This window comes from Vreelandella neptunia (assembly GCF_034479615.1).
In the GTDB taxonomy this organism is placed as follows: domain Bacteria; phylum Pseudomonadota; class Gammaproteobacteria; order Pseudomonadales; family Halomonadaceae; genus Vreelandella; species Vreelandella neptunia.
Map to the genome: position 1 here is coordinate 1767940 of NZ_CP140255.1, position 17101 is coordinate 1785040.

Annotated in this window: 17 protein-coding genes; 14 read left to right on the forward strand and 3 right to left on the reverse strand. The window is 53.2% G+C overall.

What is annotated here, in order from left to right; translation table 11 throughout:
• Positions 1-125: 125 nt before the first annotated feature.
• From SR894_RS08075 to SR894_RS08085, 3 genes are all read right to left on the reverse strand, one after another.
• Positions 126-677, reverse strand: coding sequence for an invasion associated locus B family protein (locus SR894_RS08075; protein WP_223288872.1), 552 nt, complete (start codon positions 675-677; stop codon positions 126-128).
• Positions 678-1871: 1194 nt separating this feature from the next.
• Positions 1872-2627, reverse strand: coding sequence for a phosphatase PAP2 family protein (locus tag SR894_RS08080; protein ID WP_223288873.1), 756 nt, complete (start codon positions 2625-2627; stop codon positions 1872-1874).
• A gap of 76 nt (positions 2628-2703) precedes the next feature.
• The gene (locus tag SR894_RS08085) at positions 2704-3651 is read right to left on the reverse strand and encodes a GlxA family transcriptional regulator (RefSeq protein WP_290280597.1); all 948 of its coding nucleotides are present in this window, start codon (positions 3649-3651) and stop codon (positions 2704-2706) included.
• A gap of 167 nt (positions 3652-3818) precedes the next feature.
• Here SR894_RS08085 and SR894_RS08090 point away from each other — a divergent pair, with 167 nt between their 5' ends.
• The 14 genes from SR894_RS08090 to SR894_RS08155 all read left to right on the forward strand — a co-directional run bounded on the left by SR894_RS08090 (position 3819) and on the right by SR894_RS08155 (position 17086).
• Positions 3819-4697 (forward strand): MBL fold metallo-hydrolase, encoded by an 879-nt coding sequence (locus SR894_RS08090; protein WP_223288875.1) that lies wholly within the window; start codon positions 3819-3821, stop codon positions 4695-4697.
• A gap of 312 nt (positions 4698-5009) precedes the next feature.
• Positions 5010-5762: a Crp/Fnr family transcriptional regulator gene (locus SR894_RS08095; RefSeq protein ID WP_290280577.1), complete on the forward strand. Its 753-nt coding sequence runs from the start codon at positions 5010-5012 to the stop codon at positions 5760-5762.
• 326 nt (positions 5763-6088) lie between these two features.
• The gene (locus SR894_RS08100; protein ID WP_027959191.1) at positions 6089-6715 is read left to right on the forward strand and encodes a LysE family translocator; all 627 of its coding nucleotides are present in this window, start codon (positions 6089-6091) and stop codon (positions 6713-6715) included.
• A gap of 43 nt (positions 6716-6758) precedes the next feature.
• Positions 6759-7346 (forward strand): O-methyltransferase, encoded by a 588-nt coding sequence (locus SR894_RS08105; RefSeq protein WP_223288876.1) that lies wholly within the window; start codon positions 6759-6761, stop codon positions 7344-7346.
• A gap of 98 nt (positions 7347-7444) precedes the next feature.
• Positions 7445-7936, forward strand: coding sequence for an arsinothricin resistance N-acetyltransferase ArsN1 family B (locus SR894_RS08110; RefSeq protein ID WP_190373353.1), 492 nt, complete (start codon positions 7445-7447; stop codon positions 7934-7936).
• Between the two features lie 131 nt (positions 7937-8067).
• Positions 8068-9288 (forward strand): winged helix-turn-helix domain-containing protein, encoded by a 1221-nt coding sequence (locus tag SR894_RS08115; protein WP_246638263.1) that lies wholly within the window; start codon positions 8068-8070, stop codon positions 9286-9288.
• 217 nt (positions 9289-9505) lie between these two features.
• Positions 9506-10306 carry a coiled-coil domain-containing protein gene (locus tag SR894_RS08120; RefSeq protein WP_223288878.1) on the forward strand — a complete coding sequence of 267 codons (801 nt, stop codon included), beginning with the start codon at positions 9506-9508 and terminating at the stop codon, positions 10304-10306.
• Between the two features lie 275 nt (positions 10307-10581).
• Positions 10582-11379, forward strand: a complete 798-nt coding sequence (locus tag SR894_RS08125; protein ID WP_223288879.1) for a M48 family metallopeptidase — start codon at positions 10582-10584, stop codon at positions 11377-11379.
• A 66-nt stretch (positions 11380-11445) separates the two neighbouring features.
• Positions 11446-12672: a GGDEF domain-containing protein gene (locus SR894_RS08130; protein WP_223288880.1), complete on the forward strand. Its 1227-nt coding sequence runs from the start codon at positions 11446-11448 to the stop codon at positions 12670-12672.
• A 9-nt stretch (positions 12673-12681) separates the two neighbouring features.
• Complete coding sequence (locus tag SR894_RS08135) at positions 12682-13083, forward strand: DUF2784 domain-containing protein (protein WP_223288881.1); 402 nt, start codon at positions 12682-12684, stop codon at positions 13081-13083.
• Positions 13084-13136: 53 nt separating this feature from the next.
• Complete coding sequence (locus SR894_RS08140) at positions 13137-14507, forward strand: CHAD domain-containing protein (RefSeq protein ID WP_223288882.1); 1371 nt, start codon at positions 13137-13139, stop codon at positions 14505-14507.
• An 88-nt stretch (positions 14508-14595) separates the two neighbouring features.
• Complete coding sequence (locus tag SR894_RS08145) at positions 14596-14802, forward strand: ParD-like family protein (protein ID WP_088701665.1); 207 nt, start codon at positions 14596-14598, stop codon at positions 14800-14802.
• The gene (gene map, locus SR894_RS08150) at positions 14795-15586 is read left to right on the forward strand and encodes a type I methionyl aminopeptidase (protein WP_223288883.1); all 792 of its coding nucleotides are present in this window, start codon (positions 14795-14797) and stop codon (positions 15584-15586) included. Before SR894_RS08145 ends, map begins: the two co-directional genes overlap by 8 nt.
• Before the next feature lie 198 nt (positions 15587-15784).
• The gene (locus SR894_RS08155; protein ID WP_223288884.1) at positions 15785-17086 is read left to right on the forward strand and encodes a S8 family serine peptidase; all 1302 of its coding nucleotides are present in this window, start codon (positions 15785-15787) and stop codon (positions 17084-17086) included.
• The last annotated feature ends 15 nt before the right edge of the window (positions 17087-17101 follow it).

A 17101-nucleotide genomic window follows, 5' to 3' on the forward strand; every position in this document is an offset into this window, starting at 1 on the left:
TCTTGGCCGAAATTTCGCAATAGCGACCGGGAACAATCATATACAGTCTGTGCATGGCCACCACTGCAGCAGGCGTAAACATACGCCTGCTGGCAAGGGCTGAGTAGACTTATCGGCCCCTAAGATCAGGGCGCAATGCGGGTACTGGCGTCGGTAAAGCCGATCAGCGAAATATCTACGTCCATGCGTTCACCGCGTGGACTAATCATGCTGAGGGTTGCTGTATTGCCACTGCGGAGTTGCTGCAACATCGACGACTCAATGGGCACGTCAGCACGGCACCCTTGCTCCTGGCATATCTGATAGGGGAACTGGATTGGCTCACCGTTATCCACACTGAATTGCAAGCCCGGGGCCAGGCGTACCCCCAGCGGCACGAAGAAGCTCATCACCGGGTCATCGATCTGGGGCGGGTAGTCGAGAATTACCTGCATCAAGGGCTGGTCGCTGTCAGGTCGAGTGATCAATTGCGACATCGCACAAGGGCTCGGGCCCTCGGCGCTACGCTGGCAACGGACTTCCCAGTCCTGGAACGACTCGGTAGTGACATCATTACCGGCGGCTGCGCCCGGTTGTTGTTGGCTGAAGGCATTGGGAGACAGCGCCAAGAGCGATAATAGCCCCATCCTGCCTAGGTTTTGAGACAGGTTTTGAGTAAGAGAGTGCGGCATTGGCATAACCTCCTGTTGGTTCGCTGATGGTGGATAATAATACTCACCATGCCTGCTTGTTCGCTTGAGGTCGAGCCCTTGATTTACGAGAGCGTGGTTGGGCGTTTTATCTTCCTTTCCACCCAGTTTTCCTGAGCGCTTAAGTGTTTAAGGTAAATGTAGATTTTTGGTTATTCGTCATCTACTGTGGATTTAGTATTAACCGGCATATTTCTCACGGTTCAGACACAAACCGCCAAGCCAACTGTCTGTTGTGGGAGGCCGCTTCCAGCGGTGGTCCGACGCTTCGGCGAAGGGTACCGAAGGTACCCCGGTATTGTTAGGGTGGCAGCCTAAACGGTCGCGAGCTAAAGCTACCTCCCACAGGTTAACTGTCAGACTGTCAGAAATAATTCCATACCGAATGACGAAGAGCCAGATTTTTATGTGTGAAATCATTCGCTATCTAGGTGAGCTCTGGAGTGGCGATTAAGGCTTACACAGGGCGCTAGGCAGGCGAGTGGTGGTGCAACTGCTGCTGAGTCTCCCTAAGCTAAAAAGCACCGTCAGATATCCTGCCGATATAAATCTGGCACTATACCCTGAGCAATATTCTGATATACCCAGGCTATATTTATATGCTCGCTTACCTTTGCAGTTTTTATTGGCTTGGTTTGTGTAGTGGTCAATTAAAAGTGAAAGGCAAGAGTGTGAAGGGGCTGTTTAAAATTATGTAAGGTAAGGAGGTTTCGTTCTCTCGTAAGCTATGCCTAACACTACTGCATTTTGCTATTAGTCTTAGCAGGAGGCGGTAGTGCTTAGTTAGGTTGGCTTAGTTACCTAGTACGTTGGTTTCGCTTTTCTTTGATGATTTAGCAGCTTTCTTTTCTTTGGCTGTTAGAAGGGGTTTCTTTTTAGTGTCTTTTTTACTGTCTTTTCCTTTGCTCATGCTATTTGCCTCTATTAATCCATTAGTGACCCGTTAAGCTGTATGAAACCAGCTTCCGTGAGCTGATGTTAGCGCATAAAGTGTCGACGCGCATTGTATATAGTTAATACCCTACTAAAACGTAAAAGCTGGCCTCACCCTGGCCTTATGGAATCTTCAAGAAGTAGCAAGGTGACTGGCAGACCGCACCTTGTTTCGCTTCAAGCTAAATATTCGTTCTTCCAGGTGGCTGGGCAACATCCACTGTGTTGGCCAGCGCTGCTTGAGCCACGTTATTCGGTGCCGGAGCTGCTTTCTTCCGGCTCTAACTGCCCATGCCGCTGCATCCAGCGCATCACAATCCAACACAGTGCTGCCCAGCTCGCCCCGGCCGTCCAGCCGGCAAGTACATCGGTCGGCCAATGAACCCCAAGGTAAACGCGGCTTATGCCCACCAGCAGGGTCAACAATATCGCCAGTATCAGAAGGTAAGCCTTTAGCTTCAGCGCGGGCTGTACGCGAATGAGTAGCGCTGCCAGGGTGAGGTAGGTCACGGCAGACATCATTGAGTGGCCGCTGGGAAAGCTTGCGGTGTAGACCATGGCTTCATGAGGCACGAGATCGGGGCGAGGGCGGTCAAAGCCCAGCTTCATCACGGTGCTGAGAAGGATGCCACCGGGCACCGCGATTGAGGCAAATAGAGCCGCGCGATAGTGTCTGGCAAGTAACAGGTAGCCCAGGGCGCCCAATGTGATGAGTACCAGCACGCCGACACCGCCCAGAGCGGTGAAGTCCCGGCCCATTTCCTCAACCCAGCCCGGCCCGATTGGGTCGCTAAGATCTGCGGGGTTGCGAAGGGCGAGCAGCAGGCTCTCATCGATGCTATGGGTGTCCCCCTCGATAACTTCTTCGGCCAGCGCGACGAACCCCCAAATCCCACCGGAAAGTACCGCGACGCATAGCAGCATCGCCAGTTCGTAGCGGCCGAGCCTAGCCAGTAGGGAAAAGCTTTTGCGCCCAACTTGTCCAAGTTTTTCATGGTGCTTCATTTGCAACTCCTTTGCTTTGAGAAGGGGTACTCAGCGCCAATTCTGACGTTTTGACACGAGAAGTTTGGCAGGATAGTCAGGCATTGTCGCCGAAGGTCTTGCGCCAGTCCCGGGGGCTGACCTGATGGCGCTGCCTGAAATGTTGCCGAAACGAAGTCGCCGTGTGAAAGCCGCTCTTTTCCGCAATGGCTTCTACCGACAAGGAGGTGGTTTCCAACAGCTCGCGTCCGCGTCGCAAGCGCTCGTTTACCAGCCACTCCACGACCGTCATGCCGGTGGCCTTATGAAAATGGCGCGTGAAGGTTCGCCGACTCATGGCCGTTCGGGCGGCGAGTTCGTCGATAGTGTGCGATGACGCCAGATGTTCGCGCAGGTAGTCGAGCAGGCGATTGATATGGGCATCCTGGGTGGAGACGGCAACCGGTTGTTCAATGAACTGCGCCTGCCCACCTTCCCGATGCGGCGGAACCACCATGACGCGGGCAATCTTGTTGGCGATCTGCGCGCCGTAATACTTGCGCACCAGGAACAAGCAGCAATCCAGGCCAGCGGCCGTGCCCGCCGAGGTCACCAGCCGATCCTCCTCAACGTAGAGCGCATTGGTGTCCAGCTTGACCTGGGGGAAACGGGCAATGAAGTCCTGCTCAGCAATCCAGTGCGTTGATGCCCGCCTGCCATCAAGCAGCCCGGCATAGGCTAGGGCATAGGTGCCGTAACAGAGCCCCACCACATGGGCGCCCCGTTCATGACAGCGGACGAGCGCTTCAACCAACTCGGGCGGCGGGGCTTCGTTCAGGTCATGCCAGCCAGGCACCACCGCAATATCGACGCTTTCCAGCAGTTCCAGACCGCCGTCGGGTCTTACCGTCACTACTTGCTCGCTTTCCGGCGGTTCCCCCGGCATTGCTACGATGGAAAGATCGAACAAAGGGTGCTCGGGTAAGGCCATACCGAACACCGTATAAGGCACCGAGAAATGGAATGGAGTGATGCGGGGGTAGAGGATTACTCCGACACGGGGCACGGACAAGGCTTGGCTCCTAACGTTTTCTTCGCTCAATACTACTATGCTGCCCCAAAAAATGTTGGCCCAAAAGTATCGATCTATGGCTTTCAGGCCAATTTTTTAGTTATTTGAAGCCCTCTAAACTGCTTGCTATCAACCCAACACTGTATTGAAGGAGTAGGTAGATGCTATTTAAAACCTTAGCCAGTTCCCTTGGTCTTACCACTGCACTTGTTACCGGTAGCGCCTCTGCGGCTTCGAACGCTCAAGAAGCAACGCATCAGGTGCAGCAAATTCGTAATGCCACGATGAAGATCACCTACGGCGACACCACCTTTCTGATCGATCCTATGCTGGCCGAACAGGGAGCTTATCCCGGCTTTGAGGGTACCTACCGTAGCGAGCTACGTAATCCGCTGGTTGGATTGCCCATGTCGGCAGAGGAGGTGATCGACGGTACTGACGCCGTCATCGTCACTCACACCCACCTTGATCACTGGGACGATGCCGCTCAAGCGCTGCTGCCGAAGGACATCCCCCTGTTTGTTCAGAATGCCGCCGATGCCGAGCTGATTCGCTCACAGGGTTTCAGCGATGTTCGCATCCTTGATGGTAGCGCTGAGTTCGGCGGAGTGAAGCTTCACAGGACAGGCGGCCAGCATGGCTCCGATACCCTCTATGCGGTTCCTGAATTGGTGCAATTGCTAGGTGACGTCATGGGCGTGGTCTTTGAAGTGCCAGGAGAAAATACTACCTATGTGGTCGGCGATAGCGTATGGCGTGACGAGGTCGAGCGGGCGCTGGAGCAATATAATCCGGAGGTGATCGTGTTGAATACAGGCGCCGCCGAGGTCACCGGCTTTGAAGGTGACCCCATTATTATGGGTAAGGAGGACACGCTGCGAACTCATCGGGCGGCCCCAGATGCCACCATCATCGCGGTGCATATGGATGCCGTGAATCATATAACGTTAAGTCGTGATGAGCTCGCCGATTACGTGCGAGAAGAGGGAATTCAAGATCACGTATTGATTCCTTCCGATGGCGAAGTCATCTCCTTTTAATTCCTAGGGCCGCTTCTTTTGTGACGGCCCGCTGCCGCTAGTAGGTATCGAAAAGGCAGTAACGGATGCAGCCAAAGTCATTGGGTATGCTCGATCGGCAAACGAGATCGTCGTTTATATGCAGCATGAGTCTGCAGATCCAGAGATCCCTTTTGCCGAATGCGATCCAACACGGTTCTTTTTTGACAGAAATCAGTAAAGATTGACGCAACTGATTGATAATGCGGATTATTCATAACATATGTTAAGTTAGAAATGTAAGCATATGTTTTAGAATGCTGTTAATAAATCATTTGCCTGCGAGGTAGCGTAGTGGCTCTCATCGACACAGTGGTGATGCGGGGCCTAAGTACCCAAGGTGCTCTGTCGTCTGAAGACAAAGCGCTATTGCTGGGCCTTGAGATTAGCCCTCGGTCCATGCCTGCAGGCGAGGTGCTATGGCTTGAGAGCGCGGATGCTGATCTGTTCTGCGTGGTTAAGGAGGGATGGGCATACTCTTATCGCAACTTGAAAAATGGCTCAAAGCAGATCCTCAAGTTCTACCTTCCTGGCGATATCATCGGCATTCGCGATTTTGGCTTCACTCGACGTCTGGCAAGTGCGGCGATGATTAATGAAGGTGTGATCTATCCGTTCTCCTATCAGCAGCTTTTTGAACTTTTTGGGCGTTCAAACCTAGCCGTCGGTATCATGGCGACTGCGATGCGTCAGCAGGCGCAACTCTCCGAGCGGCTTATCTACCTCGGCAAGTACTCAGCCCACGAGCAGCTGGCGCACTTTCTCTACGAAATCTATCTGCGACTGAAACGGATCAATGCCGTTGAGGACAATAGCTTCCTCATGCCGCTCACGCAGGAGCTGATTAGCGACGCGCTGGGGATGAGCCCGGTACACGTGAGCCGGACTTTCTCGATGCTGCGTGATGAGGGGCTGGTGATCCGCAACCGCCAACACGTGAAGCTGCCCGACCCCGAGGCGTTGGCGCAGTTTGTCGAATTCAATGATAGCTATATCGATGAGTTCCTACCTCCCTCGTTTTCTGAACTTTTAAAAGCAAGCCCGTAAAGCGCTGGCAGCCTCTATTGGCTGATCACAGTCCCCCACCAAAGCCCCCAGCTTCCACGAGAAGCTGGTTTCACCAAAAGTTAAACTTCTTCCATCACTTCATCGACCCATTCCACCCAGGTTTCGGTAAGGCGTTGTCCAAGCCGCAATGTGTGCCAGGGCGCACGCTGGGCCACCACTCTGGCACCGGGTCGCTGTTCAGCTGGGAATGTGGTAATGGTTAAAAGCAAGCGGGATAGATAGATTCACTGAGCTTCTAGCAGAGCACTCCAATCATTGTTGAGCTTATGCTAACTTAGCATTAACAACCTGTGAGGTAGCTTTCCATGTCTATTGAAATCTGGTTCGCCTTTGCTCTTGCGTCCGTGGCGTTGCTCGCTATCCCTGGGCCAACGATTTTGACCGTGGTTAGCTACTCCATTGCTCAAGGTAGGCGCGCCAATATTCCGCTTGTCGCTGCGGTGGCATTGGGTGACTCAACGGCGCTGCTCTTTTCACTGCTTGGCCTGGGAGCGGTGTTAGCCACTTCGGCATTTTGGTTCACCGTAATCAAGTGGATCGGCGGTTTATACCTGCTCTATATGGGCATCAAATTATTGCGTGCCGGTATATCCTCTGTGCAGCCAGTAACACCGGCGGTATCAGGTTCGCGCTGGAAGCTTTTCACCAATACCTATCTCGTTACTGCGCTCAACCCGAAGGGCATTATCTTCTTCGTCGCCTTTTTGCCGCAATTCGTCAGCCCGAACGCCGATGCTGGGCAACAATTGTGGATACTTGCGATCACGTTTGTGGCGTTGGCAACGCTGAATGCCACTCTTTACGCCGTATTCGCAACGTCGGTGCGCAAGATGCTGGCATCGCGTCGTGCCCAGCGTCGCTTCAACTTGGTTGGCGGAACGTTACTCTCTTCAGCGGGTGTCTGGGCGCTGCTTGCTAAGCGGCCTGTATAAGCAAAAGACGGTAAATTGGATGTGTTCGTATCGGGAGACAACTGTGAGTGAAACCCTTCAAGAACTGCTAGCGGAACTTGAGCAATTTGGCCAACAAAACGATGCTGCTATTTCTGAGCGCCCAAGACGAATGCTCAATATCACCCGTGATACGGGGGAGTTCCTATCGGTACTAGTTCAAGCAACCAATGCCCAACGAGTGCTGGAAATTGGCACCTCGAATGGGTACTCCACCTTATGGCTGGCTCAGGCAGTGCAGAGGATTGGTGGGCACGTTACCACCGTTGAGCTCTCCGAATTCAAGCTGGAGATGGCCGCGAGAAATTTTGACCGCTCAGGCCTCACTAAGGTCATCACTCAGCATCGGGGGGAGGCGGGCAGTATGCTTGAAAGCCTGGACGATGCCTGTTTCGATCTGCTCTTTTTAGACTCAAAGCGCTCTGATTATGTGCATTGGTGGCCGAATATCCAGCGAGTTTTACGCCAGGGCGGACTGCTTGTGGTGGATAACGCCACTTCCCATGCAGATGAAATGGCTGATTTTATGGCGCTGGTATCGGCAGATCCTGGTTTCACCACGTGCACTGTACCTGTTGGCAATGGCGAGTTTCTGGCAACGCGGTTCATGTAACGCCTGCTTAGCGTAAAGACGCCCTAGCTGACCCAGCAAGCGGAAAGCGATTTTTTCATTAGTGAACCTAAACCGTCAGAATATAAATGGAATAAACCATGATCAGAGATGCCATAAAGGGTGATTCGGAAGCCATAGCGCACATTTATAACCACTACATCGAAAATACCGCTATTTCATTTGAAGAAAAGCCAGTATTGGGTTCAGACATCCAAGGCCGGATTGAAAACGTTCAGGGGGCAGGTTTGCCTTGGTTGGTGGCAGTGGAAGAGGGTGCTGTGGTGGGCTATGCCTACGCTACCAAATGGAAAGAGAGAAGCGCCTATCGCTTTTCAGTCGAAGTCAGCGTCTACCTTTCCAACCAGTCGCACGGTAGGGGCTTGGGTGCAAAACTGTACGAAACACTCTTTTCCACGCTCAAAGAGGGCGGGATTCATGCGGTGATGGGCGGCATAACGCTTCCCAACCCTGCCAGCATTGCACTGCATGAAAAAATGGGCATGAAAAAAGTGGCCCATTTTGAAAAGGTAGGGTTTAAGTTCGCTCAGTGGCACGACGTGGGCTACTGGCAGTTAAGCTTGAATACCTGATTGCGACTCGATACACGAAAATTAAGGCTGATGTGAGTGGGTAAAGCATGGACAGTACTTGCCGCTTCTAGGCGTGTAGCCTTTGGGTAAAGCGCAAACTCGCACTGTTTATGACGAGCTTCGAGGCAGGTATGACAATTACTGAAATTAAACGCCCACAACAGCTGTCGCGTTTGCGTCGCCTTGCTCTGGCTGCGCAAGGTTTGCTGCAGAATCAGGCTTATGGACGTGGCTTAGCCGGAGCCCGTGAAGCGATTAATCACCTGGGTTATGTTCAGATAGACACCATATCTGTGGTTGAGCGAGCCCATCATCATGTTATTCACTCCCGAGTACCTGGGTTTGAGCCACACATGTTGAACCAGCTGTTGATCAATAAAGACATTTTTGAGTATTGGTCGCACGCGGCTGCATTTTTACCTATTACCGATTTTCGCTTTTCCTTGCCCTACAAAAACGCTATCAAAAGCGGGCAAACGCATTGGTTTAGATCACCTGATAAAAAGCTAATGGGAGAGTTGTTGGCTCGCATACGGTCAGATGGCCCGCTGCGGTCTCGAGATGTAGGGGCTAGCACCATAAAACGTGCAGGTTGGTGGGACTGGAAGCCAGCCAAAAAGGCACTTGAACAGCTGTATATGCAAGGCGATCTGATGGTCAGCGACCGCGACGGCTTTCAAAAGACATATGATCTAACCGAGCGGGTATTGCCATCCCACGTAAATTTACAGATGCCCTCCATGGAGGAGTTTGCAGCGCACCTTGTAGACCAACAATTACGCTGTCATGGGTTTGCTTCACTCAAAGGGCTGACTTATCTGCGCCGAAATGCAGAGTTACGCCAAGCTGTGAATGCCCTGGTAAATGAAAGGTTAGCGCAGGGCGATTTAGAGAGAGTGAAAGTGAGCAGTGGCGATGTATTTATATTGGAAAGGGGCGCGCTCGAACGCCCTCTTCCTCGTTTGAAAGAGCGAATGTTGATTCTTTCCCCCTTCGACAACAGTGTCATTCAGCGGGAGCGGCTCAGGGCGCTATTTCAATACGACTATCAGCTGGAATGTTATGTGCCCGAAGCCAAGCGTCAGTATGGTTACTTTTGCCTGCCGCTACTTTATCGCGATGCATTTGTTGGCCGGATGGATTGTAAAGTCCATCGCAAAACCAGTCACTTAGAGATCAAGAACTTATATTTCGAGCCACACCCTTTTGATGAACATAGAGTCGTTACTGCTTTTGTGGAAGCCATCGTTCAGTTTTGTCATTTTCAAAAATCTGACTCCGTCTCTTTGAATGCAGTCCAACCCGAACACCTGACTCAGCGGTTGCGCAGCGCGTTAAAACCCCTGGGGTGAAAGGATCTAGGCAGGGGTGGGGTATCTAAGCTAGGCGTTGCTATTGGAAAAATTTTCCTCGGAGCCATGGCTTCAGGTACATGAATGTGTTGAATGACCGTTTCTAGCCGAATCAAAAACTTTCCTCCATATTAACAACGGGGCAGATGACGGCCTGCTGACGTACAAACGTTAGCTATCATATTATCGATAGCGCTTAAGCGAGAGGATTGCACCAATGACAGGGACTAATAAACCATCAACGATAGCATTGCTGAGTGATAACCGGGTAAAGGTGCTCTTGGTCATCGCGATTATCGCGGTGGTCTGGGCCATTGTGGCGCACACCATTGCAGGGTCGCGGGAAGATAGTATGGAAGCGCTCGAAGCGCAGCTGGCTGCAACTGAGCGAGAGCATCAGCAGATTCAGGCGGAGATGTCTGAAGTTGAAGCCGCGGAGCTGGACTTGGCAACACTGCAGCAGAGAATGAGCGGCCTTAAGGTTGAGCAAGCCGAAGCTGAAGCCGCCCTTGCTGCAACGCGCGCAGATATCGCCAATGCTGAAGAAGATTTGACCGCTTTACGGGGCGAGCGTGAAACCCGCGAAGAAGAAGTGGAGACTCTCAATGAGCAGCTCGAAGACCGGAAGAGCAGCCTTGAAGAGCTGAATGAGATCTACGCCGAGGTAGAAAAAGAGAAAGAAGAAGCTGAAGCCGCTCGCGATGCCGCTCAACAGTCTCGTCAAGACGCCGAAGACGCTCGCAGCGAGGCTGAAGCAGATCTTGAAGCGCTCAACGCCGAGATTGAAGAAGCCGAAGCCGCCAGCGATACCGCGCAACAGGCTCGTCAAGAGGCAGAAGATGCCCGCAGTCAGGTTGAAGCTGACCTTGAAGCGCTAAATACTCAGATAGAAGAGGCCAATAACCAACTTTCAGCGGTCGGTGATCAGGTAAGTGAGTTAGAAACAACGCGTGATGCACTCACCGTTGAAATCACTTCCCTCGAAGTGATGCGCGACGAAGCGCAAACGCCTGAGTGATTTACAGCCTTAACGAATAATACCTCGCAGCGAAGAACTCTAGACGTGTCTCCCCGTTACTTTAACGGGGAGGTTCTAGACGATATCTACTGCTCCGCCAAGGAGTGGTAGGTTCGCTAGAGCTTCATACCGAGTTGGATTATGTCCGCCTATTTGTGGCCTACGATTACGACCGGTACCTTGGGCTGGGTAGCGTTGATGAACGCGACGAGCGCCACGCCTGCGAAGCACTTTACACTCTACTGCACGTTTCTTAATCCAGGCGACACCATCCGATGCATCGGCGATTTCTATTACCTGTTTTTCTCTTGGGGCTGATGGCCTCTTTGGCTGGCTGCGGGGAAACGCCCACTGGGCGCTCCCAATTGGCGTTAGTACCGAACGCGTTAATGGCTGACATGGGGGAAGACGCTTTTAATCAGCTACGCAATAGCCAGCCGATCAATCGCGATACGCAGGCTAATCAATTGGTGCAGTGCGTGGCTGAAAAAGTGGTGGCTGGCGCTGAGGCGAGCTACCCAGGGCTCGCTTTCCCTGAACGCTGGGAAGTGGTGGTATTTGAGGATGCTTCCCCCAATGCGTTTGCTCTGCCGGGGGGACGCATCGGGGTGCACAGCGGGCTACTGCGAGTGGCTGAGACGCCAGCACAGCTAGCGGCGGTGATTGGGCACGAGGTGGGGCATGTGTTGGCGGATCATGGCAATGAGCGGCTTACCCAGCAGCTTGGCATTAAAGCCGTGTTATTGGTGGTGGGGTTATTAGGGGAAGAGGAATTTGGCAACCAGCAATTGATGCAGGCCTTGGGTATTGGTGCCCAGTTGGGTATTAACCTGCCTTTCAGCCGCACCCATGAGGAGGAGGCCGATTTGATGGGCTTGGAAATTATGGCCCGTGCGGGGTTTGACCCGCAGCAGAGCGTGGCCCTGTGGCGCAACATGGCTGCTAGCGGTGGTGGTCAGCCCCCTGAATTTCTTTCTACGCATCCTGCCCATGAATCGCGCATTCGGGCATTACAACAAGGGCTGGAAAAAGCCACGGCCAGCTATCGTGCGGTTACGCCTGCTGAATGTTGAGGTGAGTGGTATCGCGTTATTGATAAAATAAGAAAAATTGCCACGTGGCGTCGGGAGTGTGGGGCTGTGCCATTACAGAAACAACAGTATCAGGTGCATAGGTTAACCGGGCAGTTTTGCGATACCAGCCGTGAGTTGATGTATCGCCGCTCTATCCAGGAAAGCGTGCGGCTTGAATTTAGCTTTGCTGTGAGCGTTGCGGCATGTGTCTTTGGCATGTTCGCGATTGCGGATTACTACCTGCTGGGCCTTACCAGGGAGTTCTATCTGCTGCTTACCATGCGAATAGTGGTGGTGAGCATTTGCCTGTTGGTGGCACTCGTTGTGCGGCGCTGGGGTGGCAATGATTATCGTGCTTGGTTGCACGCCTTACCGCTGTGGGTATTTGCCACGGGCATTATATTGATTGTCCCCCTACGACCCGAAAGCCTCCCCACTCAAATTACCGCGGTGGTGGTGGCTACCATGGCGTTTTATCTTCTGATTCCCAATCCGTTAACAGTCGTGACAGCGGCCAGCCTCTATTTGAATATTGGTTTTTTAGTGGCTGCGGTGCTGTTCGCAAGTCTTGCCCCGATAGCGACGCTACTGGTCGCACTGTTGCTGATTATGGGTAGCGTTGTAGGTTTTTTCGCCCTGCTGCGCTTGGAATGCCTGCAGCGTAAGCAATATGCACTGCTTCAAGAAGAGCGAGAGAATAACGACCAATTACACAAAGAGATCGCTCACCGAAAATCACTGGAAGAACAGCTGAGGGTAGTCGCTGAGCAGGACGAGCTAACCAGCCTGAATAATCGCGGCCATTTTATAAAACTGGCTAAGGATCTGTTGCAGCACTCGCAGTCCCACAAGGCGCCATTTAGCCTGTTTATGATCGATGTGGATCACTTCAAACACATTAACGACACCTGGGGGCATAGCCACGGGGATTGGGTGCTAACCAAAATTGCCGAAGTCTGTGCAGAGTCGCTGCGTCCAACGGATGTGATAGGACGTTTTGGTGGTGAAGAGTTTGTCGTCGCCCTCCCGGACACCGGCTCGGGAGATGCGCAACTGGTCGCAGAGCGTTTGAAAAAGAAGGTGGCTGAGCTTTCATTAACAGAAGAGATGGGCAAACTGCGCCCAAGCGTCACCGTTGGCGTGGCGGCTACCGATTCAGAGAAAGCCGATCTGGAGTCTTTAATTAAACGAGCGGATGAGATGCTTTATGTTGGCAAGCGTGGGGGGAGGAACCAAGTCGTCGTCTGCAGCGATGTCGTCGAAGCACCAGATTCACCCGTTGGCAACAAGTAGCGCTTTCCTATGCCCCCATCACTGCTGCTAATGCTCGCCGACACCCTTCTAATTCTCCACGTGCTGTTTGTGGCCTTCGTGGTGTTAGGCCTGGTCACAATTTACGCAGGCTATTTCTTCAACTGGCGGTGGGTTCGCAATAGAACCTTCCGCATCGTACATCTTTGCGCCATTGGCTATGTGGTGGTTCAGGCTTGGTTCGGGGTGGTTTGTCCATTAACTACCTGGGAAATGGCGCTGAGGGCAGAGGCGGACGCCGCTACCTATTCGGGCTCATTTATTCAGTACTGGCTGCATAGCCTGCTCTATTTTACTTTGCCTGAGTGGGTGTTTGTGGTGGTTTACACACTATTCGGTGGCTTGGTGTTGGCCAGTTGGTTTGTGGTGAAGCCTTGTCAGCACTCTCGCTAGAAGATGGGCGTGTACTAAACTTTGTGTATCACACTGTGCTTGGGAGCGAACCCATGCGGCACCTATACCTAATGCGGCATGCCAAGGCTAAACAGCCCAGTGGCGATATGACCGACCATCAACGGCCGTTGCGAAAGCGTGGTAAACGTCAGGCAGCGGCGATGGCGCATGTGCTTCAGCACTGGCAAGCGTTAGAAGGGGGGATTTACGTCAGTACAGCGGCTCGCACGCGGGAAACCTTCGATGAGATCGCAGGCCAACTACCTGATCATACCCTGGTCAACCAGGTTCACTTTGATGAAAACCTTTATACGTTCGATGGTGGCGGGCTGCAGGCCTGGGTCGAATCGTTGCCAAACGAAGCCGAAAGAGTCCTGGTGATTGGGCATAACCCGGCGCTGCATGATCTGGCTCGTTGGCTCGACCAGACAGCGCCGCATTCGCTGCCCACCGGGAGCGTTCTGCATTTCACGCTGTCCGGTTCTTCTTGGAAAAGCGCGGGGCATAACGGAGCCAAACTGGCAGGGTGCCTGACCCCGGGAATGGCCAGCTATCCGCTTTTTCAGCGCCTTGCCCCCCAGCCACCCAAAAGCAATAACGACACCGCCAGCCGCATTCGTGACATGCTGGAGTACCTGTATCAGATGATCCGTGCCTTGGAAGCTGGTGTTATCGCAGGTGTTGACCCTGAGTTCCTGCACCAGTACCGGGTCAATCTGCGTCGTAGCCGGGCAGTGGGTGAGTCCGTGCGCACCATTACCCGAGTGCCTGGCCTGAAAAAGATGCTTAAGCGGCTCAAGCAACGTGCCCAGGCTACCAGTGACCTGCGTGATATTGATGTGTTTCTGGAGGATATGGTCAAGACGCCTCCACCGCTAACTTCTGGTAGTCGCCAGGGATTGATGCAGTGGCTGCTGGCTTGCCAGCGGGAGCGCCACCAGGCACTGTGTCAGCAGTTACATGCACCGGCATATGCTGAGGAGATGGAGGCATGGCAGCACTTTATCGCTTCCGATGACGTTGGTAAGGGGCTTTCGAAACTTACGCCAAAGCGTATACGTAGGGTACTGAATGAGCGTATCGCACGCCACGATGAAGACCTGGCGGCACTCTCGCTGGATACCCATGACACCGGGTTCCATGAACTGCGGAAGGGCGTGAAGCGGATTCGTTACCTGGCTGATCTGAATCCAGAGACCCCTGAGCCGTTTCTGTCCCAATTGAAGCACCGCCAGCGCCTGCTCGGGGAGTATCAAGACCTGTGTTCTCGTCAGGCCTGGCTGGATGCCTTTGGCGCAAGCCCCGATAGCGACCCGCAGCAACAGCAGGAATGTGTTCAGTGGCGCGATTCGTTAGAGAAGCCGAAGCTGGTGCTGCGCAAAGAAGTATTGGCGTTGGAAGCTCTGGCCAACGTGTCCCCGTAACAACGTAATCAGATAGCCTTGCCGCCAATCGTTACGCGATATATGATTCGTATATGCTTCATATTCGTTTCATATATTGGGTGGTGTGATGGGTATCGTAAAAATCAATGATCAGCTGCATGAAGACATTCGCAAAGCCAGCTCGGTGATGGTGCGTTCTATCAATGCCCAGGCTGAGTATTGGATAAAGGTGGGCATGCTTGCCGAGGCCAATCCAGGCATGACCTTCTCTGACATCATGCGAGAGCAAATGAAGCAAGCCGACGTTGAAGTAAGGAAGGTGGTCGGTGAGTGAGCTGACGCTAAAAAGCGAGGAGGAGTTGCGTTTGATGCGGGAAGCCGGACGGCTACTCGGATTGGTGTTCAGTCATCTTGACCAACGGATAGCGCCCGGCGTATCCACCATGGCTATTAACGATTGGGCCGAGCGTTATATCGTCGATCAATTGCAGGCTCGCCCGGCCAGTAAGGGGCAATACGATTACCAGTACGTATTGAATGCCTCAGTCAACCACGTGGTGTGCCATGGCATTCCATCCGACAAGCAAATACTCAAAACAGGCGATATCGTCAATGTCGACATTACCCTGGAGAAAGACGGCTTTATTGCTGACTCCAGCAAGATGTATCTGATCGGCGAAGTGACTCCCTATGCCAAACGGTTGGTGGATAAAACCTACGAGGCTCTATGGCAAGGGATAGAAGCGGTTAAGCCCGGTGCCACGTTGGGTGATGTAGGCTATGCAATTCAGCAATATGCCGAAAAGTACGGCTACTCTGTTGTACGTGAGTATTGCGGCCATGGAATAGGCCGAGAAATGCATGAAGAGCCGCAGGTATTACATTACGGAAAGAAAGGCAGGGGCTTGGTTTTAAAAGAAGGGATGGTTTTTACCATCGAGCCCATGATTAATCAGGGCAGGGCCAAAATAAAAACCAAGCGGGACGGCTGGACAGTAGTGACCAGTGACAAGAAACTGTCTGCTCAGTGGGAGCATACGATTGCCGTCACATCCTCCGGTTTCGAAGTGCTAACACTGCGTGATGAAGAGCGTACCCCAACTGATAGTAACGAATAACAATCGTACTCCCTCCTTCTTAGTTTAAGCGCTTTATTTGTTTAAGAACCGTAGTCTGAAATTCATCTGGCGAAGCATCTCAGGTGCGTTAAGCTGAAATGATGGGCGCTGTATAGACAGTCATGTTTTCAATCACATGGAGTCTATGTAAGTCACCTCATCATATCGCTTAACAGCTAAACGAAAAGGATGTCTACGATGGCGAAAAAACCGACAGGTAACGGCAACACGCCAGCGGGTGAGCCACTCTCCACTGTTTCATGCGGAATCGAACAACTGTTATTGGCAGCCTTAGAGCGGGGCGGTAGCTGCCTTGAAACTGGGCGCTTCCTGATCAGTTATCGTGAAGGAAGAGTTGAAGAGGGGATCAGAGCGCTGAAGGCCCAAAAATTTCGGGTCGCTGATGCGCGGGATTTCACCGATCAAGCCGTTAGCCTGGAAGATGCCGGAGATGCTGAGGCAATGGTATTTCCGGAGCTTGGAGTGGCACTGGTAGGCGGCGATGCCCTACAGCAGCATGGCATGAGTGCGCTGGGTAAGGTCACTGCGGATAGTCCCATCGAAATTATTGAGCCAGAGTATTTCGCCTTTTCTGAAAATTCTGAATATCTACGGGGTTTTTTGCGGGCAGCCAGCACTATCGCCCGTGACCTGGGCGTTGAGCTGGATGAGGGCGAAGAGAACCTTGAAGAGGACGCCCTTCGGCCAACTTGGGGGCTAAACCGCTGTAAGGTGCCGCAAAGTAGCTGGAGCGGTGCGGGTATAAAAGTTGCCGTGCTGGATACCGGGATGGATCTAGGTCACCCGGATTTTGAGGGAAGGGAGCTCGTAACCCGCTCATTCGTCGGGGAGCCGGTTCAGGATATCAACGGGCACGGTACTCACTGTATCGGCACGGCTTGTGGCCCCCAGGCGCCCGGCGGCAACACGCCCCGTTACGGGGTCGCGTATGAGGCGCAGGTCTTCGTCGGAAAGGTGCTGACCAACTCGGGCAGCAGTACCGGGGCGGGCGTGCTCGCTGGTCTGAACTGGGCCATCGCCAACCGGTGTGAGGTGATCTCGATGTCGCTTGGCAGCCAGAGCCCTGTGCAGGCTGCTTACACCCATGCTGGTGAAGCGGCACTGCGTAATGGGTGCCTCGTTATCGCTGCGGCGGGTAATTCCGCAACTAATACAGGGGCGCCTGCTAACTCGCCTACCGTAATATCGGTGGCATCTATCGATACGAACCTGCAGCCCTCCAGCTTTTCCAATCATGGCAAGATCGAGATTGCCGCGCCTGGGCGCGATATCTTCTCCTCGTGGCCCCGGCCCACTCGCCATAAAACGATCAGTGGCACCAGCATGGCGGCGCCACATGTGGCAGGCTGCGCGGCACTGTGGGCGCAATCAGATGCCTCGCTGCGGGGCAGGAAACTTTGGGAGCAGCTGGTGGCTTCGGTGCAAGAGCTGCCGTTGCCTGAATACGGCGTGGGAGCAGGGTTGGTGCAAGCGCCCTAGTGTTAGACGACGCGC

What these genes read in the sequence shown, in the direction of transcription:
- SR894_RS08125 (WP_223288879.1), top strand. Translation starts at nt 10,582, where the DNA reads ATGCATCGGCGATTTCTATTACCTGTTTTTCTCTTGGGGCTGATGGCC.
- SR894_RS08090 (WP_223288875.1), top strand. Translation starts at nt 3,819, where the DNA reads ATGCTATTTAAAACCTTAGCCAGTTCCCTTGGTCTTACCACTGCACTT.
- SR894_RS08120 (WP_223288878.1), top strand. Translation starts at nt 9,506, where the DNA reads ATGACAGGGACTAATAAACCATCAACGATAGCATTGCTGAGTGATAAC.
- SR894_RS08110 (WP_190373353.1), top strand. Translation starts at nt 7,445, where the DNA reads ATGATCAGAGATGCCATAAAGGGTGATTCGGAAGCCATAGCGCACATT.
- SR894_RS08155 (WP_223288884.1), top strand. Translation starts at nt 15,785, where the DNA reads ATGGCGAAAAAACCGACAGGTAACGGCAACACGCCAGCGGGTGAGCCA.
- SR894_RS08100 (WP_027959191.1), top strand. Translation starts at nt 6,089, where the DNA reads ATGTCTATTGAAATCTGGTTCGCCTTTGCTCTTGCGTCCGTGGCGTTG.
- SR894_RS08080 (WP_223288873.1), bottom strand. Translation starts at nt 2,627, where the DNA reads ATGAAGCACCATGAAAAACTTGGACAAGTTGGGCGCAAAAGCTTTTCC.
- SR894_RS08075 (WP_223288872.1), bottom strand. Translation starts at nt 677, where the DNA reads ATGCCAATGCCGCACTCTCTTACTCAAAACCTGTCTCAAAACCTAGGC.
- SR894_RS08145 (WP_088701665.1), top strand. Translation starts at nt 14,596, where the DNA reads ATGGGTATCGTAAAAATCAATGATCAGCTGCATGAAGACATTCGCAAA.
- SR894_RS08140 (WP_223288882.1), top strand. Translation starts at nt 13,137, where the DNA reads ATGCGGCACCTATACCTAATGCGGCATGCCAAGGCTAAACAGCCCAGT.
- SR894_RS08115 (WP_246638263.1), top strand. Translation starts at nt 8,068, where the DNA reads ATGACAATTACTGAAATTAAACGCCCACAACAGCTGTCGCGTTTGCGT.
- SR894_RS08135 (WP_223288881.1), top strand. Translation starts at nt 12,682, where the DNA reads ATGCCCCCATCACTGCTGCTAATGCTCGCCGACACCCTTCTAATTCTC.